The sequence below is a fragment of the Bradyrhizobium sp. USDA 4452 genome (assembly GCF_054063575.1).
The window spans coordinates 79,055-102,100 of record NZ_JBSSGK010000001.1; the positions used below are offsets into that span (position 1 = coordinate 79,055).

Genomic DNA, 23,046 nt, shown 5'->3' on the forward strand with positions numbered 1-23,046 from the left:
CCGCGATGGTCGTGCTCGACTTCAGCTGAGCGAGATTTCATCAAGCAGCGGCGTCCGGCCCGATACCGACGCGGCCAGACGTCGAGCCCTGGCGATCCCTCAGGTCATCCCGGCCCGCTCATTCGCACAATCGCTATTTCAAAGATGAGACGACCGGACCCGCAACCGGATCGGTCACGCCGAGACCGTTGCCGAGATCTTCGAGCGTGTCGCGAAAAGAATCGAGGGTGGCGATCATGACTGGCCGTGCCTCGATGCACGCGTCCATGTTTTGCCACTCGGCGATGATGCAGTAGGAGCGGTCACCGGTTTTAATAATGTTGGCATGCAATAGACCCGGCCAGGTTGCTCCAATTGACTTGTGAGCGTCCAAGAACTCTTGGTCGCGCCCCGGCTTCACCCGAAAACGCACAGCATTGAAAGCGGTCATCGATTTCTTCCTTGGCGGTGAGATGTTCCCGAACAGGAATCGCGTTCACGTGGGGCACGCGATTTGAAAGTCCATGCATTCACTTCCGCTTCGTGGCGGTCACGGACCGATCAGACTGTCTACTGGGCCTTCATCATCTTCGCCAATTCACGGCGCAATTCCGGGCTATCCTGATGGCCATGCACCGCGACAGCGTGTTGCACCGCCGCTTCCAGAAGTTCCTTTTGGGTATCCGCTGAAATCGCGATCGTGCAGTTCATCTCACTTGGGTATTCTCGGCAATCCACAAACATTCTACCCAAATCTGCCTCCATCAATACGAGTGAACTATTCGCCGTGCTGAACTACTCCCACTCACGATAATGCCCGCGTCAGCACACTATGCCTGACACCTTCAAATGATAGCTCATGGCCAGCTTACCCGCCGCCCACAACGAGCGTGTCGATCGCCTTCGATCGTGGTCGCTTCAACCACATCGGAGCAGCAACGCCCGAGCATATGATACACTAGAAGGAGCGCCATGTCAGTTCCGGGCCAAAGGCAGGCCATGCATGTCGACTTCCGCGCCGGTTTCCGAGGCTCGGCGGACGTGGCGAACGGAAAAGGCCCGACCTACCCCCGCCCGCGATAGGTCGCGACGCCCTGATCGGGAACCCAGAGGCCCCTCGGCAGCCTTCCGGTCTGGAAGAACACGTCGATCGGGATGCCGCCGCGTGGATACCAGTAGCCGCCGATGCGCAGCCATTTCGGCTTGATTTCGTCTGAGATCCGCCGGCCGATCATGACCGTGCAATCCTCATGGAAGGCGCCGTGGTTGCGGAAGCTCGCAGCGAACAGTTTCAGCGATTTGGATTCCAGGAGCCAGCGGCCCGGCACATAGTCGATCACCAGATGCGCGAAATCCGGTTGGCCCGTCACCGGGCAGATCGAGGTGAATTCCGGCACCGTGAAACGGACCAGATAATCGGTACCAGCCTGCGGGTTGGGCACGCGGTCGAGCTTCGCCTTCTCGGGCGCATCGGGCCATTCCACCGCACGGCCGAGTTGCAGGCCGGGGGAGGTCGTTGATTTGCTGGATTTCTTCGCCATTGGGGGTCTCCGTGGCGCTCTCATAGCCAATGCCGGGGGGCTCGTCACCCGGCCTTTTCCCCCTCGATGCATTGCGCTAGAAGCACCGCCATCCGACCCCCTCACTGCCATAAGAGGCTCTCATGACTGACATCGTCGACATCATCGGCCGCGAAATCCTTGATAGCCGCGGCAATCCCACCGTCGAGGTCGATGTGGTGCTGGAGGATGGGTCAATCGGTCGCGCGGCGGTGCCGTCGGGCGCCTCCACCGGCGCGCATGAGGCGGTCGAACTGCGCGATGGCGACAAGTCGCGTTATCTCGGCAAGGGCGTGCAGAAGGCGGTCGCCGCCATCAACGGCGAGATCTTCGAGGCGCTCAGCGACCAGGCCGTCGAGGAGCAGGTCGCGATCGACCAGATCATGATCGATCTCGACGGCACGCCGAACAAGAGCCGGCTTGGCGCCAACGCCATCCTCGGCGTGTCGCTGGCCTGCGCCAAGGCCGCAGCGGAATCCTTCGACATGCCGCTGTATCGCTATGTCGGCGGCACCTCGGCGCGGACGCTGCCGGTGCCGATGATGAACATCATCAATGGCGGCGTGCATGCCGACAATCCGATCGACTTCCAGGAATTCATGATCCTGCCGGTCGGCGCCACCTCGTTCGCCGAAGCGCTGCGCTGCGGTTCGGAAATCTTCCACACGTTGCGCGGTGAGCTGAAGAAGGCAGGCCACAACACCAATGTCGGCGACGAGGGCGGCTTTGCGCCGAACCTGCCGTCGGCCGACGCCGCGCTCGACTTCGTCATGAACGCGATCGGCAAGGCCGGCTACAAGGCCGGCGACGACGTCGTGCTCGGCCTCGACTGCGCCTCCACCGAGTTCTTCAAGGAAGGAGCGTACGTCTATGGCGGCGAGAACAAGACCCGTTCGCGCTCCGAGCAGGTGAAGTATCTCGCCGATCTGGTCGGCCGCTATCCGATCGTCACCATTGAGGACGGCATGTCGGAAGACGACATGGACGGCTGGAAGGAGCTGACGGATGCGATCGGCAACAAGTGCCAGCTGGTCGGCGACGATCTGTTCGTCACCAACGTCACGCGGCTTGCCGACGGCATCAAGAACGGCCGCGGCAATTCGATCCTGGTCAAGGTCAACCAGATCGGCACGCTGACCGAGACGCTTGCGGCGATCGAGATGGCCTACAAGGCCGGCTACACCGCCGTGATGTCGCATCGCTCCGGCGAGACCGAGGATTCCACGATCGCCGATCTCGCGGTCGCCACCAATTGCGGGCAGATCAAGACCGGCTCGCTGGCGCGCTCCGACCGCACCGCCAAGTACAACCAGCTGCTGCGCATCGAGCAGCAGCTCGGCACGCAGGCGAAATACGCGGGCAGGGCGGCCTTGAAGGCGCTGGGCTAGCGCCCCAACTGATCGGGAACTGAACAAGACGCAAAAAAGGGAGGTCGGGATGAGTGACGGCAAGAGCGGTCTGCAGCTGCGTTCGCTGCTCAAGAAAGACGGCGAACTGGAGATATCGCTGGTCAATGTCCCGACCCCCGAGCCCGGTCCCGACGAGGTCGTGGTCCGGGTCGAGGCGACCCCGATCAATCCATCCGACCTCGGGCTCCTGATCGGCCCGGCCAACATGGCCGCGGCAAAGGTCACCGGCAGCAAGGAACTGCCTGTGGTGACCGCGCGGGTGCCGGAAGCCGCATTGCCTGGCCTCGCCGCGCGGCTCGACGAGTCGATGCCGGTCGGCAATGAAGGCGCCGGCGTCGTGATCAGGACCGGCTCGTCGGACGCGGCGAAGGCGCTGATGGGCAAGACGGTCGCGATGATCGGCGGTGCGATGTATGCGCAGTATCGCACCCTGCGCGTCAACGAATGCCTGCCGCTGCCCGACGGCACCACGCCGGCGGAAGGCGCATCCTGCTTCGTCAACCCGCTGACCGCGCTCGGCATGACCGAGACGATGCGGCGCGAGGGGCACAAGGCACTGGTGCACACGGCGGCGGCGTCCAATCTCGGCCAGATGCTCAACAAGATCTGCCTCAAGGACGGCATCGGCCTCGTCAACATCGTGCGCAACAAGGAGCAGGCCGAGATCCTGCACAAGATCGGCGCCAAGCATGTCGTCGATTCCAGCGCGCCGGATTTCATGGACAAGCTCACCAGCGCGCTGGTCGAAACCGGCGCGACCATCGCTTTCGATGCGATCGGCGGCGGCAAGCTCGCGGGCCAGATTCTGGTCGCCATGGAGACCGCGATCAACAAGTCCGCCAAGGTCTACAGCCGCTACGGCTCGAACGTGCACAAGCAGGTCTACGTCTATGGCAGCCTCGATACCCGCGAGATCGAGCTCCCGCGCGGCTTCGGCATGGCCTGGGGCATCGGCGGCTGGCTGCTGTTTCCGTTCCTGATGAAGATCGGTCCGGAGGCTGGCAACAAGCTGCGCCAGCGCGTGGTCGCCGAGTTGAAGACGACGTTCGCCAGCCACTACACCAAGGTGGTGTCGCTGCAGGAGGCGCTCCAGCTCGACAACATCGCCATCTACGGCAAGCGCGCCACCGGCGAGAAATTCCTGATCAATCCGAACAAGGGCGCGTAGCGCAGCCTCGTTACTCGCGCTCGAATGCCAGCTTCCTGGAGCGCTTGTGGCGCTCCAGGGCGTGGCCGATCAGGACATCCATCAATTCGGACTGCGGCAGGCCGCTGGCTTCCCACAGCCGCGGATACATGCTGATGTTGGTGAAACCGGGCAGGGTGTTCGCCTCGTTCACGAACGCCTGCTCGCCGTGCAGGAAGAAGTCGATCCGCGCCATGCCTTCGCAGCCGAGCACGGCGAACGTCTTGATCGCGAGCTCCCTGATGGTTTCGGCGACGGCAGCCGGCACGTTGGCCGGCACCTGTAGCAGCGCGCCATCCGCATCGAGATACTTGGCGTCGTAAGAATAGAAGCCGTGCCTGTCGGACGGAACGATCTCGCCAAGCTGGGAGGCGCGGATGCTGCCCGCGGCATCCTCGAGCACGGAGCACTCGACCTCGCGGATCGGCGCGACACCGCGCTCGATCAGGATCTTGCTGTCGAAGCGGAATGCCAGTCTGCAGCCGGCCTCGAACTCCTCCGCGGTGCGCGCTTTCGAGACGCCGACCGACGATCCCATGTTGGCAGGCTTGACGAAGACCTCCTGCGACCCGAGGGCGCTGACCGCGTCGTCATAGCCGATGGGCGCCGCGGCCGACATCGCGACAAAGGGGACGATCGGCAATCCCGCCTCCCGCATCAGACGCTTGGCGACGTCCTTGTCCATGCCCGCCGCCGAGCCCATCACGCGCGAGCCGACATAGGCGACGTCGGACAATTCCAGCGCACCCTGCACCGTGCCGTCCTCACCATTCGGTCCATGCAGCACCGGGAAGACGACGTCGAACGCCGGCAATTCCGCAGGCCCCGCCGCCGGTCCCTGGAGCACCACGACGCGGCCCTGTCCGCCCGGCAGCAAAGCGAGTTGCGGCGCCTGGTCCGGAATGGTCGGTACGCCGCTCCGGGTGCCGGCGCCGTTTCCCGCGTCGGTGACGACCCAGCGGCCGTCGCGGGTGATGCCGATCGCCGTGGCGTCATAGCGATCCGGGTCGAGTGAACGAAGCACGTTGGCCGCCGACGCCCGCGAGACGTCATGTTCGGCCGATCGCCCGCCGAACAGAATTGCAACCCGGATCTTGCGCTCTGCCATCAGCTGCTCTCCGGTCGGCTCGACGCTGCGTGGAATCGGTACATTATGTTTCGAGGAACGTGTCGACAATTTGCCGCCGGTTGCTCCGGACGCAGCTTGCCGGCGGCATGACGTTGTCCGGCGGCGAAATGCCGGCGCTTGCGCGGCGCAGCCTCAGGGCCGTTCGTCCAAGATTCGCGAACGCTGCGTTTCCGGAATTGAGTGATCCATGCACTTGCATCTTTCTTGGCGTGCCGGTAGTGGAGTGCACCAGTGTTACGCGCAACCCGAGGGGATTTTTGCAATGGCCTATAACATCGTCGCCATCGTCGGCAGCATCCGCAAGCAGAGCTTCTCGCTCAAGATCGCCAATGCGCTGGCCAAGCTCGCACCGGCCTCGCTGAAGCTCGATGTGACGACCCTCGAGGGCATTTCCTTCTTCAACCAGGACCTCGAGGCGGCGCCGCCGGCGGACTGGCTCGCCTTCCGCGAGAAGCTGCAGAAGTCGAACGGCGTGCTGGTCGTGACCCCCGAATACAACCGCTCGATCCCGGGCGTGCTGAAGAATGCGATCGACGTCGCCTCGCGGCCGTACGGCAAGAGCTCGTTCATCGGCAAGCCGGTCGGCATCATCTCCAACTCGCCGGGCCCGCTGGGCGGTGTCAGCGCGGCGAAGCACCTGCAGAACATCCTGCCGGGTATTTCCGGCCCGATCCTCGGTCAGCCGGAAACCTATCTCAATGGCATCGGCGATGCCTTCGACGAAAAGGGCGAACTGACCAAGGAGTCGCTCAAGACCGTGTTGCAGCAGTACCTTGACGCCTTCGCGGCCTTCGTCGCGAAGCAGAACGGCTGATCCAAATTTAGCGTTCCTTAACCCCATGGCCGCATCTTCGCGGCCATGGTTTCCCGCACGCGCCTCAAATCGATTCTGACCGGGCTCGCCCTCTACACGCTGGCGGCGCTGATGGTCGGCTATTTCGGCGTCAACGCCTACACCGGCAAATATGGTCTGAACGCGCGGCAGGAGCTCGATCAGGAAATTATCGCGCTGACCTCGGAGCTGGCGCGGCTGAAGAAGGAGCGGGCCGAGGGCGAGCAGCGGGTGTCGCTGCTGCGGTCGGACCGGGTCGATCCCGACATGCTGGACGAGCGTGCGCGCTTCCAGCTCGACTACGCCAACCCGCGCGATCTGGTTCGGATCAACAAGTCGAACTGAGGCGTTCGCAAATTTCAAAAACGTTCGCGCACTATCACAAAAATGTCGCGCCGCGCTGCAGTGCGGCATAGCAAAATTCCACCGGGCGAACGCAATCCTTCCAAGGCGATTTGAGTTGGGTTAGAGAGGGTTCTTCGACTTCTCTCACCCGGAATTGCCATGGCCACACCCAAGAAAACCGCCGCAAAGGAATCAGGGCAGGAGAAGGCTGGCTCTCCCCCCGAATTCAGCAAGGAGCAGGAGCTCAAGGCACTGCGCGACATGCTCCTGATCCGGCGCTTCGAGGAGAAGGCCGGCCAGCTCTATGGCATGGGTGCGATCGGCGGCTTCTGCCATCTCTATATCGGCCAGGAAGCGGTCGTGGTCGGCATGCAGATGGCGTTGAAGCTGGGCGACGAAGTCATAACGGGCTACCGTGACCACGGCCACATGCTGGCGTGCGACATGGAAGCCAAGGGCGTGATGGCGGAACTGACCGGACGCCGCGGCGGCTATTCCCGCGGCAAGGGCGGCTCCATGCACATGTTCAGCAAGGAGAAGCATTTCTACGGCGGTCACGGAATCGTGGGCGCGCAGGTGTCACTCGGCACCGGCCTTGCGTTCGCCAATCGCTATCGGGGCAACGATAACGTCAGCGTGACCTATTTCGGCGACGGCGCGGCCAACCAGGGCCAGGTCTACGAAAGCTTCAACATGGCGGAGCTGTGGAAGCTGCCGGTGATCTACGTCATCGAGAACAATCGCTATGCGATGGGCACCGCGGTGTCGCGCGCCTCGGCGCAGCAGGACTTCTCCAAGCGCGGCGTCTCCTTCAACATTCCCGGCAAGCAGGTCGACGGCATGGACGTGCGCGCAGTCAAGGCCGCGGCCGATGAGGCCACGGCATGGTGCCGCGGCGGCAACGGTCCGATCATCCTGGAGATGCAGACCTACCGCTATCGTGGCCATTCGATGTCCGATCCGGCGAAGTACCGCACCCGCGAGGAGGTCGAGAAGGTTCGCCACGACCAGGACCCGATCGAGCAGGTGCGCAACCGTCTGCTGGCGGCAGGCGTGAGCGAGCAGGACTTGAAGGCGATCGACGCCGAGGTGCGCGAGATCGTCAACGAAGCCGCCGACTTCGCGCAGCACGATTCCGAGCCGGATCCGTCCGAGCTCTACACCGACGTCTACCGCTGACCCACCCGCGCAGAAGAATCTCAAGACCGATTTCGGGAGCTGATATGCCCATTCAAGTGCTGATGCCTGCGCTGTCGCCCACCATGGAGAAGGGCAACCTCGCCAAATGGCTGAAAAAGGAAGGCGAGACCATCAAGTCCGGTGACGTCATCGCCGAGATCGAGACCGACAAGGCGACGATGGAGGTCGAGGCGACCGACGAGGGCACGCTCGGCAAGATCCTGATTCCGGAAGGCACCGCCGACGTCGCGGTGAACACGCCGATCGCCACCATCCTGGCCGACGGCGAAAGCGCCGCCGACCTCGCCAAGGCGCCGGCCGCACCGGCGCCGCAGCCGAAGGCCGCGGATGCTCCTGCTGAGGAAGCCAAAGCGGAAGCGCCACAGCCCGCGGCGAAGACGCCGGCCGCGCCGGTCAGCGAAGCATTGCCCGATCCGGAAATTCCGGCGGGGACCGAGATGGTCACGCAGACCATTCGCGAGGCCCTGCGCGATGCGATGGCCGAGGAAATGCGGCGCGACGGCGACGTCTTCATCATGGGCGAAGAGGTCGCCGAGTATCAGGGCGCCTACAAGGTGACGCAGGGCCTGTTGCAGGAGTTTGGCGCCCGGCGCGTGATCGACACTCCGATCACCGAGCACGGCTTTGCCGGCGTCGGCGTCGGCGCGGCGATGGCCGGGCTGAAGCCGATCGTCGAGTTCATGACCTGGAACTTCGCGATGCAGGCGATCGACCAGATCATCAACTCCGCCGCCAAGACGCTGTACATGTCCGGCGGCCAGATGGGCTGCTCGATCGTGTTCCGCGGCCCGAACGGCGCCGCCGCGCGCGTCGCCGCCCAGCACAGCCAGGACTACGCGGCCTGGTACTCGCAGATCCCGGGCCTCAAGGTGATCGCGCCGTACTCGGCCGCCGACTACAAGGGCCTGCTCAAGGCCGCGATCCGCGATCCCAATCCTGTGGTCTTCCTCGAGAACGAGATGCTGTACGGCCACACCGGCGAGGTGCCGAAGCTGCCCGATTTCGTGATTCCGATCGGCAAGGCCCGCATTGCCCGCGCCGGCAAGGACGTCACCATCGTGTCCTGGGCGATGGGCATGTCCTATGCGCTGAAGGCCGCCGATGAACTCGCCAAGGAAGGCATCGAGGCCGAAGTGATTGATCTGCGCACCATCCGTCCGATGGACACCGAGACGATCATCAACTCGGTAAAGAAGACCGGCCGTGCAGTCACGGTGGAGGAGGGATGGCAGCAGAGCGGCGTCGGCTCCGAGGTCGCTGCGCGCATCATGGAGCACGCTTTCGACTATCTCGACGCGCCGGTCGCGCGCGTCTCAGGCAAGGACGTGCCGATGCCTTACGCGGCCAATCTCGAAAAGCTCGCTCTGCCCTCCGTCGCCGAGGTGGTCGCGGCCGCCAAGGCCGTGTCCTACCGGTAACGCCGATGGCCGGTCCCAAGGAGCAGCCACTGCCGCCTGACGTGATGGGCCGCGACGACGCCATCGAGGTGCTGCGCGCCTTCGTCGTCGACGGCGGCCTGTCGATCGCGTTCCAGCGCGCCTTCGAGGAGCCGGACATGTGGGGGCTGATGCTCGTCGACATCGCCCGCCACGCTGCGCGCGCCTATTCGCGCGAAAGCGAGTTCACTGAAGACGAGGCGCTCGCGCGCATCGTCGAGATGTTCGAAGCCGAAATCGCCCGGCCGACCGACATGGGCCAAACCAAACCGCGGTCGCAACAAGGTCACTGACAATGCCGATCAATATTCTCATGCCCGCGCTGTCGCCGACGATGGAAAAGGGCAATCTCGCCAAGTGGCTCAAGAAAGAGGGCGACAAGGTCAAGTCCGGCGACGTGATCGCGGAGATCGAGACCGACAAGGCAACGATGGAAGTCGAGGCGGTCGACGAAGGCACGATCGCCAGGATCCTGGTGCCCGAAGGCACCCAGGACGTGCCGGTCAACGACGTCATCGCCGTGATGGCCGGCGACGGCGAGGATGTGAAGGCGGCGGCCAGCGCCGGAGCCGGCGCTGCACCCGCGGCCAAGCCCGCCGAGGCCCCGAAGCCCGCTGCCGCCGCCCCCGCTGCGGCTCCAGCACCGGCGGCTGCGCCGGCGCCCAAGCCGGCTATTGCCCCCGCAGCGGCGCAGCAGGCCGCGGCACCGGCCGCGCAGGCCAATGGCCACGCCCGTGTGTTCTCTTCACCGTTGGCACGGCGCCTCGCAAAGGAAGCCGGCATCGATCTCGGACGCATCACCGGCACCGGTCCGCACGGCCGCGTCATCGCGCGCGACGTCGACGACGCCAAGTCCGGCAAGGGCCTGAAGGCGCCGGCGGCTGCGCCGGCTGCCGCGGGGCTGAGCATCGCACCCCAGGGCGCGATTGCGCCCGGGATGTCCGACAAGCAGATCCTGGCGCTGTTCGAGCCGGGCTCCTATGAAGTCGTGCCGCATGACGGCATGCGCCGCACCATCGCACAGCGTCTCACCGCCTCGGTGCAGAACGTTCCGCACTTCTATCTGACGATCGACTGCGACATCGGCAAGCTGCTCGCCGCGCGCGAGGAGATCAACGCGGCCGCGCCGAAGGACAAGGAGAAGAAGCCGCTCTACAAGATCTCGGTCAACGACTTCGTCATCAAGGCGATGGCGGTCGCGCTGCAGAAGATCCCGAACTGCAACGTCAGCTGGACCGAAGGCGGCATGCTCAAGCACAAGCATTCCGACGTCGGCGTCGCCGTGGCGATGCCGGGCGGCCTGATCACGCCGATCATCCGCAAGGCCGAGACCAAGACGCTCTCGACCATCTCCAACGAGATGAAGGATTTTGCCGCGCGCGCCCGTGCCCGCAAGCTGAAGCCGGAAGAATACCAGGGCGGCACCACCGCGGTGTCGAACCTCGGCATGTACGGCATCAACCACTTCACCGCGGTGATCAACCCGCCGCATGCTTCGATCCTCGCGGTCGGTACCTCGGAGGAGCGTCCTGTGGTGCGTGGCGGCAAGATCGAGATCGCCAACATGATGAGTGTCACCCTGTCGTGCGATCATCGCGCGATCGACGGCGCGCTCGGCGCCGAGCTGATCGGCGCCTTCAGGCAGCTGATCGAAAACCCCGTGATGATGATGGTGTGACGGGCATCCGCCATGTACGCGATGTCAGGTCCGTACGTTCTGCTCGCAGCTATCGCCCTCGCGTTGCTCGTCGCGGTCAACCGCGACCTGATATCGACGTTCCAGTTCCGCTTGATGATGATCGGCGCAGGCGTGCTGGCGCTGGCGTGGACCGTGTTCCTCGGTGCGGTATGGCAGGAGTACCGATGAATGGTCGGCTCGGCTCGCACGCGCTGGCCCTGGGTCTCGCTGCTGCTGTCGGCCGTACTGCTGTTCAATCCGGTCGGGTTGGATCTCCTGCACTCCGCGTTCTTCGCCGGCGAACAGCTGGCGCGGAACATCGCCCAGCCGATCGTGCCGACCGCCCTGGCCATCATGGTCCTGGCGTTCGGGCTCGAATGGCTGGTCAGGTCGTTGATCGCAAGAAGCCGCGGGCGCGGCGCCACACATTGAGTTGAACGGGAGCCGCCATGGCCGACACATCCTTTGACGTCATCATCATCGGCTCCGGCCCCGGCGGCTACGTGACCGCGATCCGCGCCGCGCAGCTCGGCTTCAAGACGGCGATCGTCGAAAAATCCTATCTTGGCGGCATCTGCCTGAATTGGGGCTGCATCCCGACCAAGGCGCTGCTGCGCTCCGCCGAAATCTATCACTACATGCAGCACGCCAAGGATTACGGGCTGTCGGCCGACAACGTCTCGTTCGATCCGAAGGCGGTGGTGCAGCGCTCGCGCGGGGTCTCGAAGCGGCTCAACGACGGCGTCGGCTTCCTGATGAAGAAGAACAAGGTCACCGTGATCTGGGGCGATGCCACGATCGACGCGCCCGGCAAGGTCACGGTGAAGAAGTCGGCGGTCGAGGCGCCGAAGGGCGCGAGCGGCGAGGGCACCTACCAAGCCAAGCATATCATCATCGCGACCGGCGCGCGGCCGCGTGTGCTGCCCGGGCTCGAGCCCGACAAGAAGCTGATCTGGACCTATTTCGAGGCGATGGTGCCGGAGCGGATGCCGAAATCGCTGCTGGTGGTCGGCTCTGGAGCGATCGGCATCGAGTTCGCCTCGTTCTTCCACACCATGGGCTCCGACGTCACCGTGGTCGAGGTGCTGCCGCAGATCCTGCCCGTCGAGGACGCCGAGATAGCCGGTCTCGCGCGAAAACGGTTCGAGAAGATGGGCATCAAGATCATGTCCTCGACCAAGGTGACCAAGCTGGAGAAGAAGGCCGACAGCGTGGTCGCGACCATCGACGACGGCAAGGGCCAGCCGCAGGCCAAGGAGTTCGAGCGCGTGATCTCGGCGGTCGGCGTGGTCGGCAATATCGAGAATCTCGGGCTGGAGAAGCTCGGCGTCAAAACCGACCGCGGCTGCATCGTGATCGACGGTCTCGGCAAGACCAACGTCCCCGGCATCTACGCCATCGGCGACGTCGCGGGACCGCCGATGCTTGCGCACAAGGCCGAGCATGAAGGCGTGATCTGCATCGAGGCGATCAAGGGCCTCCATCCGCATCCGATGGACAAGCTGCTGATCCCGGGCTGCACCTACTGCAACCCGCAGGTCGCCTCCGTCGGCCTCACCGAAGCCAAGGCCAAGGAAGGCGGCCGCGAGATCCGCGTCGGCCGCTTCCCGTTCGTCGGCAACGGCAAGGCGATCGCGCTCGGCGAGGACCAGGGCCTCGTGAAGGTGGTGTTCGACAAGAAAACCGGCCAGCTGCTCGGCGCGCACATGATCGGCGCCGAGGTCACCGAGCTGATCCAGGGATACGTGGTGGCGATGAATCTAGAAACAACGGAAGAGGAGCTGATGCACACCGTGTTCCCGCATCCGACCCTGTCGGAGATGATGAAGGAAGCGGTGCTCGACGCCTACGGGCGGGTGCTGAATATCTGACGTTTGGAGCGCAGAAGGCCGCGTGCCCGTAGCAGTCCTGTCATCCTGGGGTGCGAGCGGAGCGAGCCTCGAAGGATGCATGGCCGAGATAAGCAGCAGGGCTCGTCGCCCTTCGAGGGCCGCTAGGAAGCGACCACCTCAGGGTGACAGGCCTGATATGAGTGAATCCAAGAACAAGAAAGAGCGCATCTCGTGAAAGACAACGACAACCTCACCATCGAACGCCCGACCTTCGTGACCCATCTCGAATGCGCGATGGAGGGCGATCATTATGCGGCCGATCAGGTGCACAACCTCTCGAAGGCCGGCAAGCCGCTGTTGGTGCGCTACGATCTCGCCGGGGTGAAGAAGGCGCTGACCAGGGACGCGCTGGCCGAGCGCCCGGCCGATTTGTGGCGCTACCGCGAGCTGTTGCCGGTGCGCAAGTGCAAGGACATCGTCAGTCTCGGCGAGGTCACGACGCCGCTGATCCGGCTGCCGAAGCTCGGCGCCAAGCTTGGCGGCGGCGAGATCATCGTCAAGGACGAGGGGCGGTTGCCGACCGGCTCGTTCAAGGCGCGCGGCCTCGTGATGGCGGTGTCGATGGGCAAGGCGCTCGGCATCAAGCACATGGCGATGCCGACCAACGGCAATGCCGGCGCGGCGCTCGCGGCCTACGCGACCTCCTGCGGCATCAAGACCACGATCTTCTGCCCCGCGGATACGCCGGAAGTGAATGTCAGCGAAATCGAACTGCAGGGCGCGACCGTCTATCGCGTCAACGGCTACATCGACGACTGCGGCAAGATCGTCGGCGAGGGAAAAGCAAAAGTCGGCTGGTTCGATACCTCGACCCTGAAGGAGCCGTACCGGATCGAGGGCAAGAAGACGATGGGCCTCGAACTCGCCGAGCAGCTCGGCTGGGACGTGCCCGATGTGATCTTCTATCCGACCGGCGGCGGCACCGGCCTGATCGGCATGTGGAAGGCGTTCGACGAGCTGGAGAAGATCGGCTTCATCGGTTCGAAGCGCCCGCGGATGGTCGCGGTGCAGGCCTCCGGCTGTGCGCCGATGGTGCGCGCCTATGAGGCCGGCACCGAGCATGCCGCGCGCTGGGAGGATGCTCACACCATCGCCTCCGGCATCCGCGTGCCGCAGGCGGTCGGCGACTTTCTCATCTTGCGCGCGGTGCGCGAGAGCAGGGGATTTGCGATCGCGGTCGATGACGACAAGATTACCTCAGCCCTCAACGAGGTCGCGCGCGAGGAGGGGCTGCTGTTGTGCCCCGAGGGGGCTGCGACCTATGCGGCCTACAAGCAGAGCCTGGCCGACGGCCGTGTCACCAAGGCCGACCGCGTGATGCTGTTCAATTGCGCCAGCGGTCTGAAATACCCGCTTCCGCCGGTGACCCGCGCGCTCGACAGGCACAAGCCGATCGACTTCTCGCAGTTTTGACGCCTCATCCGAAGGGCCATCTTGTCGAAAGGTGGCCCTTCAAAAATGATACGACAAGGAAGATTGAGGGGAGCGCGTGATGCGGAAGCTCGTTCTGGCCGTGCTGGCGATGTTGGCGTTCACGGGGAGCGTTTCGGCTGAAACGTGGCCCGCGCACCCGATCACCATCGTCGTGCCGTTCGCCGCCGGCGGTCCGTCGGATGCGATGGCGCGCATCCTCGCCGAGCGCATGAAGCAGTCGCTCGGCGAAGTGGTTCTGATCGAGAACGTGACCGGCGCGGGCGGCTCGCTCGGCGTCGGCCGTGCGGTTCGCGCGGCCCCTGACGGCTATACCGTCTCGTTCGGTCATCTCGGCACCCATGTCGCGAACGGCGCGATCTACAAGCTCGGCTACGATCTCGTCGATGATCTCGAGCCGGTGGTGCTGCTGCCGAGCAATCCAATGATCATCGTCAGCAAGAACGCCGTGCCGGCGAAGTCGCTGAAGGAGCTGCTCGAGTGGCTGAAGTCGCGGCCGGCGCCGCCGACCGCGGGCACCGCCGGCGCCGGCAGCGGCAGCCACATCGCCGGGCTGTATTTCGAGAACGTCTCCGGCATCAAGCTGCAATACGTGCCCTATCGGGGCACCGGGCCGGCGCTGAACGACCTGGTCGCCGGCCAGATCGATATCATCGTCGACCAGACCTCGAACTCGATCAACCAGGTCCGCGCCGGCAACATTCGCGCTTATGCGGTCACCGATTCCAAGCGGGTCGCGAACGCGCCTGAGGTTCCGACTGTCGACGAGGCCGGCCTGCCCGGCTTCCACATGACGCTGTGGTCGGGCCTATGGGTGCCGAAGGGCACGCCGAAGGAGATCGTGGACAAGCTCAACATCTCGGCGATCCAGGCGATGAACGATCCTGCCGTGAAGAAGCAGCTTGAAAATCTCGGCTTGCAGATGCCGCCAAAGGACCAGCTCAAGCCGGACGCACTCGGCGCCTGGCAGAAGGCGGAGATCGCAAAATGGTGGCCGATGATCAAGGCCGCCAATGTGAAGGTGGAGTGAACGCTAGAGCATGATCCGGAAAAGTGTGAAGCGGTTTTCCGAAAAGATCATGCTTAGGCAAGGGGCTAAAGCGCGATGACGATTCAACTCAATCTCATCGCGCTTTAGTGCTGCAGGGCGGGCTGGCGAAGCGCAACCCGCCTTTTGAGCCACACACGCAAACGGCGGGTTACGCCTGCGGCTAACCCGCCCGACGATCTACTGTGAGGTAGCCGGAGCCGCATTGCTCTCCTGGGTCACGACGCGCTCACCGTTCTTGGCCGCCAGCGCCGTGCCGGCGTCCTCGAACCGCGCCTGATAGACGGCAAAATTCTCCATCACGCGCTGCACGTAGTTGCGCGTCTCCGAGATCGGGATCCGCTCCACCCAATCGACCGGATCGACCTTGGGATCGCGCGGATCGCCATAGGCCTTGATCCAGTCGCGGACGCGGCCGCGGCCGGCGTTGTAGCCGGCAAACGTCATGATATGGCAGCCGCGGTATTCCGCCAGCAGCGCGCTCAGTTCGGCAGCCCCCATCTGGGTGTTGTAGACCGGATCGGAAACCATCCGGCTCCAGTCATAGCCGACGCCGAAACGCTTGGCGGTATCGCGGCCGGCCTCGGGCGTCACCTGCATCAGGCCGACGGCATTGGCCGCCGACTTGTCGCGCTGGTCGAACGCGCTTTCGGTGCGCGCGATCGAGTAGGTCATGCTGCGCCCGATATCGGGGGCGATCGGGGTGTGCTTGGGAATCCCGATGACCGGGAAGGCGTAATGGTCGAACGCAAAGCCCCGCGCGAGCGCAATCTTGCCGATCTGCAGCATGGCGCGGGCATCGTTATGGCGGCCGGTGAGCTCGCCGAGCGCCTCGAGCATCCCGACATCTGCGCTTTCCTCGGCGAGGTCGGCAGCGAAATAAAGCACGATGTCGGGCTCGCCGATCGCGTAGAGCATGTCGGCGGCACGCACGCGCTCGTCGGCCGCCATGCTGCCGGCGCTGGACGCCGGCGAGGGCGCGTGCAGCTCGATGCCGTCACGGCCGAGCCTGGCCAGCGCGAGCTGACCGTAATAGGCGGTCGGGTAGCGGGCCGCGGCCTGGTAGTCGGCCCGCATCGCCACGCTGTTGCCGAGCGCCTCGGCGGCGCGGCCGCGCCAATAGGCGGCGCGCGCCAGCACGGTCGGGTTGGTCTGGCCCTCGTCGATCCGTGCGAAATGCGTGGTCGCGGTCGTGGCATCGTCGAGATAGCGCAGCGCGATCCAGCCGCGCATGAAGTGCATGTCGGAGCGGTAATACGGATTGTCCGGCGGCACTGCGCCGCGGATGACGTCATAGGCCGCCTGATACTCCCCCTGGTCGAGCAGCTTGCGGGAGAGGATGCGGCGCTCGCGCCACCATTGATCAGTGTCCTGCTGCGCCATCGTCTCGGGCGCCGCCGCAATCGTCACGCGCGCCGCATCGTCGATCCGGTTTTTCGCGAGCAGCCACTGGATGCGGCACAGCGTGTAGCCGAGGTCGCTGCGGGCATCCGCCGGCACGTCGTTGAGCGCATCTTCCGCCTTGCTGGATTGCCCGCGGACCGCGCCACAAGCCTTCACGATGGCCAGCTCGTCGCTTCCGAGGTGCTGTGCCGCGCGCCTGGCGCCGGCGAGATCCTTGGCGCCGATCCGCTTGTCCATGCGCGCGCGATGATCGTCGCGCGTCAACAGATCCTTGAATGCGTCGTAGGCGTCACTCTCGGTTCGGTCCAGCAATTCTTCCGAGCGCCAGGCTTCGCGCACCAGCCGCGCCGCGCCATCGCGATCGCCTTCAGCGAGTAGCGTGCGGGCGAGGGCGAACTTGCCTTTGGCGCTGATCGGCTGATCGAGCGTGAAGCCGTGCACCGTGGCCGGGTCGCTGCGCTCCTGCCAGATCCGCGCTTCCGCCCGCTTGCGGAGCAGGGTGACACTTGGCCAATCCGGGTTGGCCGTGACGAATGCCGCATAGCGGCTGAATGGCGCATTCGACTCGGAATGGCGCAGCAGATACCACTCGACGAGCTTCCTCCCGACGGGATCAGAGATCTTTGCTTGAATATCGGTGGCGTCGTTGGTCTTGCCCCGGCGCGCCGCGGCGATCGCGTCCCTGACCGCGGCGAGATCGCCCGACAATTGCGGCCCGGCGGGTTTCTCCGGATCGGGCGCCTTCGCGGCCTCAGCGGATTTGGACGGAACGGATTTGGCTTTCGCGGATTTGCGCTTGTCGCCGCCGTGTCGGGCATGCCGGCGCTTGCCGGAGGCGTTTTCGCGCGCAGACTTCGTGCCGGCCTTGGTGCCATGCGCCTTCTTGTCGCCGTGGCCGCTTTTGGCCTGGTGCTGGTGATGTGGTTTAGCAACTGCCTGAACGGGAAGCAGCGCAAGCGCGGCGGCGGTGGCGAAACATGCCAGCGGACGTAGGCACCGGTTCATTCCCTGGTCCCCCCTGAGAAACCACGAGGCACAAACAGAACGCGTCATACGGCGACACAACCGCCGCAGGTTATCACTACCCTCGATTCTCGAGTGTTAATGCTGGCGCAACTCAACAGGGAAAACGCGGCGAAATATGGAATACGGCCGGTGGAACCCGCGGGAACCGAGGATTTTGCGGGCATTTCGGGCGGGCTCCCGTTTGACCCGTCCCGGCGGCGATATATCCTCGTTGAAACGTGCGGCGGGGCGCCCTCATGTCCGATCAACTCAAAACCATCCTGGATGGCGGCCGCTATTTCGAGGGCCCGCGCTGGCATCGCGGGCGGCTCTGGTTCGTCGACTGCATGGCGCGGACGCTGCTCAGCATCAGCCCGTCAGGTGAACGCCACGAGCATGCGGCGGTGAGCGACGACACGCCGTGCGGTCTCGGCGTGCTGCCCGATGGCGACATCGTCGTGCTGACGATGTTCAGAAAGCGGTTGCTGCGATTTTCCGGCGGCACGCTGTCGCTGTATTCCGATCTCTCCGCGGTTGCGACCGGCACGATCGACGACATGATCGTCGACGGGCAGGGGCGCGCCTATGTAGGCGATCTCGGCTTCAATCTGCCCCCGCCGGAAGGCCGCGGCGCGGTTGGCCGCATCATCCTCGTGATGCCCGACGGCAGCGCCCGCGTCGTCGCCGACGGCTTGCGCTTCCCGAACGGCATTGCCGTTTCCTCCGATCACCGCCGGCTCGTCGTGGCGGAAATGGATGGTGCGGGTCTTGCCGATTACGACATCGCGCCGGACGGCGACCTCAGCCTTCGCCGGCGGTTCGGGCGCGTCAATGAACCCGACGGCATCTGCCTCGATGCCGATGGTGCAGTCTGGGTCGCGTCGTTCACCGAAGACGCGTTTGTCCGGATCGATCGCAATGGTGTGGAGCGTGCGCGGATCGCGGTCCACGGCCGCCGCGCGCTCGCCTGTGCACTCGGCGGCGCGGACCGCAGGACGCTGTTCTGCCTGAGCGCGGAGACGTCGTACGAGGAGCTGCGGAAGGACCAATCGGCGTCGCGGATCGACGGGGTCGAGGTCGCTACGCCGGGCGACGGCTATCCCTAGCCGGAGCGGGACTTTTTCTTCTTTTTCTTCTCTTTCTTCTTCAGGATCTCGGCCTGGCTCCTGAAGGCGTGGGCGAGGGAGCGCATCTGGTTGGCGACAAATGCGTCGGCCGTCGCCGATGCGACCCGCTCCGCGGTCTGGGCCTGTTTGCGAATTGCCTTGGCCATCTTCATGAAAGGGGCAAGCGCGCCACGCCGATCTGGTTCCCGCGGCAGCGTCCGCATCGTGGGGTCTTGAATTTTGTTCTTGTTTCGTTCATATTCGGTGCTTCCGGAGAATGCCGCCATGGACGCCGAGCGAGACCGCGAAATTATCAGGCTCTGGAATGAGCTCCGCCGGTTGCAGCGCGAGGGACGGCCGACAGCGTCGCTGATCCGCCGGATCGAGAAGGCATTGGCGGAACGGGAGCAGGAGGCCGCCTGACCCTAAGCTGCTTCCCCGCGAGGCAGGTTTAGCGACCGCCGTCCGGCCCCATTACCAGGTTCGGCAGCCAGGTCGAGATCTCCGGGAAGAAGCACAGCATCAGTACGGCGAACATCATCAGCAGCACGAAGGGCAGCGTGCCCCAGATCACCTCGCTCAAGGGGATGTCGGGCGCGACGTTGCGGATGACGAAGATGTTGAGGCCGACCGGCGGGTGGATCAGGCCCATCTCCATCACGATGGTCATGACGACGCCGAACCAGATGATGTCGAACTCGGCTGCGCGCAACGGCGGCAGGATGATCGGCGCGGTCATCAGGATGATCGAGACCGGCGGCAGGAAGAAGCCGAGCACGATCACCATCACCAGGATCGCAAACAGCAGCTCCCAGCGCGGCAGGTGCATGGCGACGATCGCCTCCGCCGCCGACTGCGAGATGTGCAGATAGCTCATCACGTAGGAATAGAGCAGCGACATGCCGATGATCAGCATCAGCATGGTCGACTCGCGGATGGTCGATTTCAGGATCGGCGACAGATCGCTAGGCTTCCACACGCTGTAGATCACGGCGATCAGCCCGAGCGCCAGCAGGCCGCCGAGGCCTGCGGTTTCCGACGGCGTGGCGTAGCCGCCGTAGAGCGCGATCATCACGCCGGTCAAGAGCAGCACGAACGGGATCACGCGCGGCAGCGCGCTGAAGCGCTCGGCCATCGTGAACTCGTCGCGCTGCAGGATCGCGGCGTCCTTGCCGGTCGCCTCATAGGCGGCCTTGGCCATCGCGTATTCCTTGCGGAAGCGGAACACGGCGTAGAGGCCGAACAGCGACACCAGCAGCAGTCCGGGACCGATGCCGGCGAGGAACAGCCGGCCGAGCGATTTCTCGGCTGCGACCGCGAACAGGATCATCGTGATCGAGGGCGGCAGCAGGATGCCGAGCGTGCCGCCGGCGGCGATGATCCCCGCGGCGAAGCCGCCGGAATAACCGCGCTTGCGCATCTCCGGGATGCCGGCCGAACCGATCGCCGAGCAGGTCGCGGGTGAGGAGCCGGCCATCGCCGCGAACAGCGCGCAGGCGAACACGTTGGCGACGCCGAGGCCGCCGGGCACGCGGTGCAGCCAGGCATGCAGCGCCGAGTAGAGATCTTGGCCGGCGCGCGATTTGCCGATCGCCGCCCCCTTCAGGATGAACAGCGGGATCGACAGCAGCGTGATCGAGGCCATCTCCTCGTAGACGTTCTGCGTCACCGTATCGAGCGAGGCCGCCGGCATGTAGATCGCCATGAAGACGACCGCGACCGCACCCAGCGCGAATGCGATCGGCATGCCGGAGAACATCGCAAACAGGGTGGCAAGCCCATAGGAGATGCCAATACCAAACACGGTCATCGGCGCGGGCCACCGGTCAGCGGAATGAGGATCTGCAAAAGGAGCTGGATGCAGAGCAGCGTCATGCCGAGCGCCATCAGCCCATAAGGAATCGCGAGCGGCGGCGACCACATCGAATTGGACACCTGGCCGTCGACATAGGCCTCGTGCGCCAGGGTCCACGACTTCCAGGCGAAGAAGGTGCAGAACGCGAAGCTCGCGACATCGACCAGCCACAGCCTGATGCCGTTGACGCGCGTCGAGAGCAGGCCGACGAACGCCTCGATGCTGACATGGCCGCGCTCGCTCTGCACATAGGCCGAGGTCATGAAGGTGGCGCCGACCAGCAGGAACACGGCCGCCTCGTCCTGCCAGTAGTTGGGGCTGTGGAACAGGGCGCGGCCAAGCACGCTGTAACTCAGGATCACGCAGGCCGCGATCAAGGCGAGCGCGGCGAACACCACAATGACCTTGTTGCAGACGGACAGCGCGCGCCCGAGCAGCGCCACGGGTGTATTGCCCGCGGCGATGCCTGGGGTTTCGGCCTGATCCGCGACCGGACCATGCATCATGCTGCGACGTCGCTTGCGAGCTTCAACAGATTGGCCGCGGTCGCAGTCTTGGCGCCGTAGTCCTTCCAGGCGGTGTCGCGCGCGATGTCGCGCCACTTGCCGACAACGGCGGCATCGAGCGCGCTGACCTTGGCGCCGGCCTTCTCATAGACCTTGGCGACTTCGGCATCGTCGTCCTGCGCGCCCTTGCGGCCGAACGCCTCGAGCTCGGCGCCGACAGCGAGGATGATGTCCTGCTGGTTCTTCGGCAGCTTGTCGAAAATCGCCTTCGACATCATCAGCGGCTCCAGCATGAACCAGTAGGAGGCGCCGGCACCCGAGGTCAGCGACTTCGCGACTTCCTCGAGACGGAACGAGATCAGGCTGGTGGAGGAGGTGATGCCGGCATCGCAGGCACCGGTCTGCATCGCGGCGTAGATCTCGTTTGAAGGCACCGACAGCACGGCGGCGCCGGCAGTCTGCAGCACCATGTCCATCTCGCGCGAGCCGCCGCGCACCTTGAGGCCCTTGGCGTCTTCGGGCGCCACGATCGCCTTGGAGCGGCTGGCGACGCCGCCGGCCTGCCAAACCCAGGAGATCAAGAGAATGCCCTTGTCGGCCAGGAAGTCGCTGAGCGCCTTGCCGACCGGCTCCTTCTTCCAGCGCAGGCCCTGGTCGTAGGTCGTGACCAGGCCGGGCATCAGGCCGATGTTGGTCTCCGGCAACTCGCCGCCGGCATAGGGCATCGGATAGAGGCTGAGATCGAGCGCGCCCTTGCGCATCGCCGAGAACTGCGCGTTGGTCTTGATCAGCGAGGAGTTCGGATAGACTTCGGCGGCGAGGTCGCCGCCCGAGCGCTTGGCGACCTCGGCCGCGAACATCCGGCACAGCCTGTCGCGGAAGTCGCCCTTGTCGATCGTACCGCCGGGGAACTGATGCGAGATCTTCAGCGTGGTCGCGGCATGCGCGGTCCCGATGCCCATCCGTAGGGCTGCGGGCGCGGCGAGGGCGGAAGCGAGGACGTGGCGGCGTGTGAGCATGATTCTTCCCCTGAAGAGCTTCTTGAGTGGCTATTAGGCCGGCGGGAAGCTTTAGCTTAGCCGGTCTTCGCGTGAAACTTCTCTAGTCTGATAGTTCGAGGTGCCCTGTTCGTGCGGGCCCGCCGGCGGTCGCAAGTCTTGTCATTTAGGCTCTGCCGTTGCTGCGGCGCACACTGCGCCCACGCAGGTTCGGAGCTCAGGCGATGAGCGACGGGCGTACGCGCCGGCATGCTTCAAGAATTTGTTATTGAAGGTAACAACCGGCGGCGCAAGTGCGTCGAGGAGAGAGCGGCAAGTCGTCGCGCTCACATTTGACCACAAGGGATCATCATCATGACCACCAAGACCCGCCTCGGCGTTTCCGCCGCGCTGCTCTCGTTCAGCCTCGCGCTGGCGCCCGCCGCCTTCGCTCAGGACAAGATGGGCAAGGACGACGCGATGAAGAAGCAAGACACGATGTCGAAGGATGCCATGAAGAAGGACGATGGCATGATGAAGAAGGACGACGCCATGAAGAAGGACGGCGGCGCGATGATGAAGAAAGACGACGGCATGAAGAAGAACTGACCGCCGCCACCGCTCATCCTTCACAGGCCCGCCGTCGCGGCGGGCCTGATTGCGCCTTAGCGCTTCTTCTTGCCGCGCTCCTTGCGCGCCGCGTAGCGCGCGTCGCGCTTGGCCTTCTGCTCGGCCTCCAGCGCAATCAGTCTTGCGGCTTCCTCTTCCTTCTCCCGTGCGATCCGGGCGGCCTCGGCTGCGGCGGCCTCTTCCTCGCGGCGCTTCTGCTCGGCCTTCTCCGTCTCACGGGCTTCCTTGGCCTTGGCACGGCGCTCGGCGATCGCCGCGCGCTCTTCGGCACGGGCCTTCACAGCGGGATCGTCAGCTCCCGGCTGAGCGCGAAACTTGTTGAGGAGGTTTTGCCGCGCCTGCAGGGCCGCCTTTTGGCGGTCGGCAAAACCCGGTTCCTTGAAGCCACTCATAGAGGAAGCCTTGCTGCTTTCTGTTCGGTGATGGATGGGGTTCGGTT

The 23,046-nt window shown here is 64.7% G+C and carries 26 protein-coding genes; 16 read left to right on the plus strand and 10 right to left on the minus strand.

Going from position 1 to position 23,046, the window contains the following annotated elements; genetic code table 11:
* Positions 1–133: 133 nt before the first annotated feature.
* The 3 genes from ACVISU_RS00550 to queF all read right to left on the minus strand — a co-directional run bounded on the left by ACVISU_RS00550 (position 134) and on the right by queF (position 1,520).
* On the minus strand, positions 134–430 hold the full coding sequence (locus ACVISU_RS00550) for an antibiotic biosynthesis monooxygenase (RefSeq protein ID WP_456705648.1): 297 nt from the start codon (positions 428–430) through the stop codon (positions 134–136).
* Positions 431–549: 119 nt separating this feature from the next.
* Entirely contained in the window at positions 550–732 is a 183-nt protein-coding gene (locus ACVISU_RS00555; RefSeq protein WP_456705649.1) for a DUF1059 domain-containing protein, read from the minus strand.
* A gap of 311 nt (positions 733–1,043) precedes the next feature.
* Complete coding sequence (queF, locus tag ACVISU_RS00560) at positions 1,044–1,520, minus strand: preQ(1) synthase (protein WP_456705650.1); 477 nt, start codon at positions 1,518–1,520, stop codon at positions 1,044–1,046.
* A 122-nt stretch (positions 1,521–1,642) separates the two neighbouring features.
* Here queF and eno point away from each other — a divergent pair, with 122 nt between their 5' ends.
* The gene (gene eno, locus ACVISU_RS00565; protein ID WP_456705651.1) at positions 1,643–2,926 is read left to right on the plus strand and encodes a phosphopyruvate hydratase; all 1,284 of its coding nucleotides are present in this window, start codon (positions 1,643–1,645) and stop codon (positions 2,924–2,926) included.
* Between the two features lie 49 nt (positions 2,927–2,975).
* Positions 2,976–4,115: a zinc-binding dehydrogenase gene (locus tag ACVISU_RS00570; protein WP_456705652.1), complete on the plus strand. Its 1,140-nt coding sequence runs from the start codon at positions 2,976–2,978 to the stop codon at positions 4,113–4,115.
* Positions 4,116–4,125: 10 nt separating this feature from the next.
* Here the strand turns inward: ACVISU_RS00570 and ACVISU_RS00575 are convergent, their stop codons facing one another.
* Complete coding sequence (locus tag ACVISU_RS00575; protein WP_456705653.1) at positions 4,126–5,241, minus strand: D-alanine--D-alanine ligase family protein; 1,116 nt, start codon at positions 5,239–5,241, stop codon at positions 4,126–4,128.
* Positions 5,242–5,524: 283 nt separating this feature from the next.
* Between ACVISU_RS00575 and ACVISU_RS00580 the strand changes: the two genes are divergently transcribed.
* From ACVISU_RS00580 to ACVISU_RS00630, 11 genes are all read left to right on the plus strand, one after another.
* Positions 5,525–6,076 carry an NADPH-dependent FMN reductase gene (locus ACVISU_RS00580; RefSeq protein ID WP_456705654.1) on the plus strand — a complete coding sequence of 184 codons (552 nt, stop codon included), beginning with the start codon at positions 5,525–5,527 and terminating at the stop codon, positions 6,074–6,076.
* A 45-nt stretch (positions 6,077–6,121) separates the two neighbouring features.
* The gene (locus tag ACVISU_RS00585; RefSeq protein WP_021079258.1) at positions 6,122–6,439 is read left to right on the plus strand and encodes an FtsB family cell division protein; all 318 of its coding nucleotides are present in this window, start codon (positions 6,122–6,124) and stop codon (positions 6,437–6,439) included.
* A 159-nt stretch (positions 6,440–6,598) separates the two neighbouring features.
* Positions 6,599–7,618: a pyruvate dehydrogenase (acetyl-transferring) E1 component subunit alpha gene (gene pdhA, locus ACVISU_RS00590; protein WP_456705655.1), complete on the plus strand. Its 1,020-nt coding sequence runs from the start codon at positions 6,599–6,601 to the stop codon at positions 7,616–7,618.
* Between the two features lie 44 nt (positions 7,619–7,662).
* The gene (locus ACVISU_RS00595) at positions 7,663–9,057 is read left to right on the plus strand and encodes a pyruvate dehydrogenase complex E1 component subunit beta (protein WP_456705656.1); all 1,395 of its coding nucleotides are present in this window, start codon (positions 7,663–7,665) and stop codon (positions 9,055–9,057) included.
* A gap of 5 nt (positions 9,058–9,062) precedes the next feature.
* Entirely contained in the window at positions 9,063–9,368 is a 306-nt protein-coding gene (locus tag ACVISU_RS00600; RefSeq protein ID WP_050402477.1) for a DUF5076 domain-containing protein, read from the plus strand.
* A gap of 2 nt (positions 9,369–9,370) precedes the next feature.
* The gene (locus ACVISU_RS00605) at positions 9,371–10,753 is read left to right on the plus strand and encodes a pyruvate dehydrogenase complex dihydrolipoamide acetyltransferase (RefSeq protein ID WP_456705657.1); all 1,383 of its coding nucleotides are present in this window, start codon (positions 9,371–9,373) and stop codon (positions 10,751–10,753) included.
* Between the two features lie 12 nt (positions 10,754–10,765).
* Positions 10,766–10,942 carry a hypothetical protein gene (locus ACVISU_RS00610; protein WP_172803583.1) on the plus strand — a complete coding sequence of 59 codons (177 nt, stop codon included), beginning with the start codon at positions 10,766–10,768 and terminating at the stop codon, positions 10,940–10,942.
* Positions 10,943–11,185, plus strand: a complete 243-nt coding sequence (locus ACVISU_RS00615; RefSeq protein ID WP_050402479.1) for a hypothetical protein — start codon at positions 10,943–10,945, stop codon at positions 11,183–11,185.
* Positions 11,186–11,202: 17 nt separating this feature from the next.
* Positions 11,203–12,624: a dihydrolipoyl dehydrogenase gene (gene lpdA / locus ACVISU_RS00620; protein ID WP_456705658.1), complete on the plus strand. Its 1,422-nt coding sequence runs from the start codon at positions 11,203–11,205 to the stop codon at positions 12,622–12,624.
* Between the two features lie 192 nt (positions 12,625–12,816).
* Positions 12,817–14,058, plus strand: coding sequence for a threonine synthase (locus ACVISU_RS00625; protein WP_050402481.1), 1,242 nt, complete (start codon positions 12,817–12,819; stop codon positions 14,056–14,058).
* Positions 14,059–14,137: 79 nt separating this feature from the next.
* Positions 14,138–15,106 carry a tripartite tricarboxylate transporter substrate binding protein BugD gene (locus ACVISU_RS00630; protein ID WP_456705659.1) on the plus strand — a complete coding sequence of 323 codons (969 nt, stop codon included), beginning with the start codon at positions 14,138–14,140 and terminating at the stop codon, positions 15,104–15,106.
* Between the two features lie 198 nt (positions 15,107–15,304).
* On the opposite strand, the gene ACVISU_RS00635 is transcribed toward ACVISU_RS00630, so the two are convergent.
* Positions 15,305–17,533 (minus strand): lytic transglycosylase domain-containing protein, encoded by a 2,229-nt coding sequence (locus ACVISU_RS00635; protein ID WP_456705660.1) that lies wholly within the window; start codon positions 17,531–17,533, stop codon positions 15,305–15,307.
* Between the two features lie 257 nt (positions 17,534–17,790).
* On the opposite strand from ACVISU_RS00635, the gene ACVISU_RS00640 reads away from it, so the two are divergent.
* A complete protein-coding gene (locus ACVISU_RS00640; RefSeq protein WP_456705661.1) occupies positions 17,791–18,639 on the plus strand; it encodes an SMP-30/gluconolactonase/LRE family protein in 849 nt (282 codons plus the stop codon).
* Here ACVISU_RS00640 and ACVISU_RS00645 read toward each other — a convergent pair.
* Positions 18,636–18,926, minus strand: a complete 291-nt coding sequence (locus ACVISU_RS00645; RefSeq protein ID WP_456705662.1) for a hypothetical protein — start codon at positions 18,924–18,926, stop codon at positions 18,636–18,638. The two genes, ACVISU_RS00640 and ACVISU_RS00645, sit on opposite strands and share 4 nt — an antisense overlap.
* Here ACVISU_RS00645 and ACVISU_RS00650 point away from each other — a divergent pair.
* On the plus strand, positions 18,925–19,062 hold the full coding sequence (locus ACVISU_RS00650; RefSeq protein WP_157113473.1) for a hypothetical protein: 138 nt from the start codon (positions 18,925–18,927) through the stop codon (positions 19,060–19,062). The two genes, ACVISU_RS00645 and ACVISU_RS00650, sit on opposite strands and share 2 nt — an antisense overlap.
* 28 nt (positions 19,063–19,090) lie before the next feature.
* Here ACVISU_RS00650 and ACVISU_RS00655 read toward each other — a convergent pair whose 3' ends face one another.
* The 3 genes from ACVISU_RS00655 to ACVISU_RS00665 are packed head-to-tail and all read right to left on the minus strand — an operon-like array spanning position 19,091 to position 22,019.
* The gene (locus ACVISU_RS00655) at positions 19,091–20,449 is read right to left on the minus strand and encodes a TRAP transporter large permease (RefSeq protein ID WP_050402485.1); all 1,359 of its coding nucleotides are present in this window, start codon (positions 20,447–20,449) and stop codon (positions 19,091–19,093) included.
* Positions 20,446–21,000 (minus strand): TRAP transporter small permease, encoded by a 555-nt coding sequence (locus tag ACVISU_RS00660; protein WP_456705663.1) that lies wholly within the window; start codon positions 20,998–21,000, stop codon positions 20,446–20,448. Before ACVISU_RS00660 ends, ACVISU_RS00655 begins: the two co-directional genes overlap by 4 nt.
* Entirely contained in the window at positions 20,997–22,019 is a 1,023-nt protein-coding gene (locus tag ACVISU_RS00665) for a TRAP transporter substrate-binding protein (RefSeq protein WP_456705664.1), read from the minus strand. Before ACVISU_RS00665 ends, ACVISU_RS00660 begins: the two co-directional genes overlap by 4 nt.
* Positions 22,020–22,352: 333 nt before the next feature.
* Here ACVISU_RS00665 and ACVISU_RS00670 point away from each other — a divergent pair, with 333 nt between their 5' ends.
* Positions 22,353–22,586 (plus strand): pentapeptide MXKDX repeat protein, encoded by a 234-nt coding sequence (locus tag ACVISU_RS00670; RefSeq protein WP_456705665.1) that lies wholly within the window; start codon positions 22,353–22,355, stop codon positions 22,584–22,586.
* 56 nt (positions 22,587–22,642) lie between these two features.
* Here ACVISU_RS00670 and ACVISU_RS00675 read toward each other — a convergent pair whose 3' ends face one another.
* Positions 22,643–22,999 carry a DUF6481 family protein gene (locus ACVISU_RS00675; RefSeq protein WP_050402488.1) on the minus strand — a complete coding sequence of 119 codons (357 nt, stop codon included), beginning with the start codon at positions 22,997–22,999 and terminating at the stop codon, positions 22,643–22,645.
* Positions 23,000–23,046: the final 47 nt, after the last annotated feature.

Excerpts from the sequence above, each read along its gene's own strand:
- ACVISU_RS00655 (WP_050402485.1), bottom strand. The coding sequence starts at position 20,449 with ATGACCGTGTTTGGTATTGGCATCTCCTATGGGCTTGCCACCCTGTTT.
- ACVISU_RS00615 (WP_050402479.1), top strand. The coding sequence starts at position 10,943 with ATGGTCGGCTCGGCTCGCACGCGCTGGCCCTGGGTCTCGCTGCTGCTG.
- ACVISU_RS00660 (WP_456705663.1), bottom strand. The coding sequence starts at position 21,000 with ATGATGCATGGTCCGGTCGCGGATCAGGCCGAAACCCCAGGCATCGCC.
- ACVISU_RS00570 (WP_456705652.1), top strand. The coding sequence starts at position 2,976 with ATGAGTGACGGCAAGAGCGGTCTGCAGCTGCGTTCGCTGCTCAAGAAA.
- ACVISU_RS00550 (WP_456705648.1), bottom strand. The coding sequence starts at position 430 with ATGACCGCTTTCAATGCTGTGCGTTTTCGGGTGAAGCCGGGGCGCGAC.
- ACVISU_RS00580 (WP_456705654.1), top strand. The coding sequence starts at position 5,525 with ATGGCCTATAACATCGTCGCCATCGTCGGCAGCATCCGCAAGCAGAGC.
- ACVISU_RS00650 (WP_157113473.1), top strand. The coding sequence starts at position 18,925 with ATGGACGCCGAGCGAGACCGCGAAATTATCAGGCTCTGGAATGAGCTC.
- ACVISU_RS00600 (WP_050402477.1), top strand. The coding sequence starts at position 9,063 with ATGGCCGGTCCCAAGGAGCAGCCACTGCCGCCTGACGTGATGGGCCGC.
- ACVISU_RS00670 (WP_456705665.1), top strand. The coding sequence starts at position 22,353 with ATGACCACCAAGACCCGCCTCGGCGTTTCCGCCGCGCTGCTCTCGTTC.
- ACVISU_RS00610 (WP_172803583.1), top strand. The coding sequence starts at position 10,766 with ATGTACGCGATGTCAGGTCCGTACGTTCTGCTCGCAGCTATCGCCCTC.
- ACVISU_RS00640 (WP_456705661.1), top strand. The coding sequence starts at position 17,791 with ATGTCCGATCAACTCAAAACCATCCTGGATGGCGGCCGCTATTTCGAG.
- ACVISU_RS00630 (WP_456705659.1), top strand. The coding sequence starts at position 14,138 with ATGCGGAAGCTCGTTCTGGCCGTGCTGGCGATGTTGGCGTTCACGGGG.
- ACVISU_RS00595 (WP_456705656.1), top strand. The coding sequence starts at position 7,663 with ATGCCCATTCAAGTGCTGATGCCTGCGCTGTCGCCCACCATGGAGAAG.
- ACVISU_RS00575 (WP_456705653.1), bottom strand. The coding sequence starts at position 5,241 with ATGGCAGAGCGCAAGATCCGGGTTGCAATTCTGTTCGGCGGGCGATCG.
- ACVISU_RS00635 (WP_456705660.1), bottom strand. The coding sequence starts at position 17,533 with ATGAACCGGTGCCTACGTCCGCTGGCATGTTTCGCCACCGCCGCCGCG.
- ACVISU_RS00605 (WP_456705657.1), top strand. The coding sequence starts at position 9,371 with ATGCCGATCAATATTCTCATGCCCGCGCTGTCGCCGACGATGGAAAAG.
- ACVISU_RS00645 (WP_456705662.1), bottom strand. The coding sequence starts at position 18,926 with ATGGCGGCATTCTCCGGAAGCACCGAATATGAACGAAACAAGAACAAA.
- lpdA (WP_456705658.1), top strand. The coding sequence starts at position 11,203 with ATGGCCGACACATCCTTTGACGTCATCATCATCGGCTCCGGCCCCGGC.
- eno (WP_456705651.1), top strand. The coding sequence starts at position 1,643 with ATGACTGACATCGTCGACATCATCGGCCGCGAAATCCTTGATAGCCGC.
- ACVISU_RS00675 (WP_050402488.1), bottom strand. The coding sequence starts at position 22,999 with ATGAGTGGCTTCAAGGAACCGGGTTTTGCCGACCGCCAAAAGGCGGCC.
- queF (WP_456705650.1), bottom strand. The coding sequence starts at position 1,520 with ATGGCGAAGAAATCCAGCAAATCAACGACCTCCCCCGGCCTGCAACTC.
- pdhA (WP_456705655.1), top strand. The coding sequence starts at position 6,599 with ATGGCCACACCCAAGAAAACCGCCGCAAAGGAATCAGGGCAGGAGAAG.
- ACVISU_RS00665 (WP_456705664.1), bottom strand. The coding sequence starts at position 22,019 with ATGCTCACACGCCGCCACGTCCTCGCTTCCGCCCTCGCCGCGCCCGCA.
- ACVISU_RS00585 (WP_021079258.1), top strand. The coding sequence starts at position 6,122 with ATGGTTTCCCGCACGCGCCTCAAATCGATTCTGACCGGGCTCGCCCTC.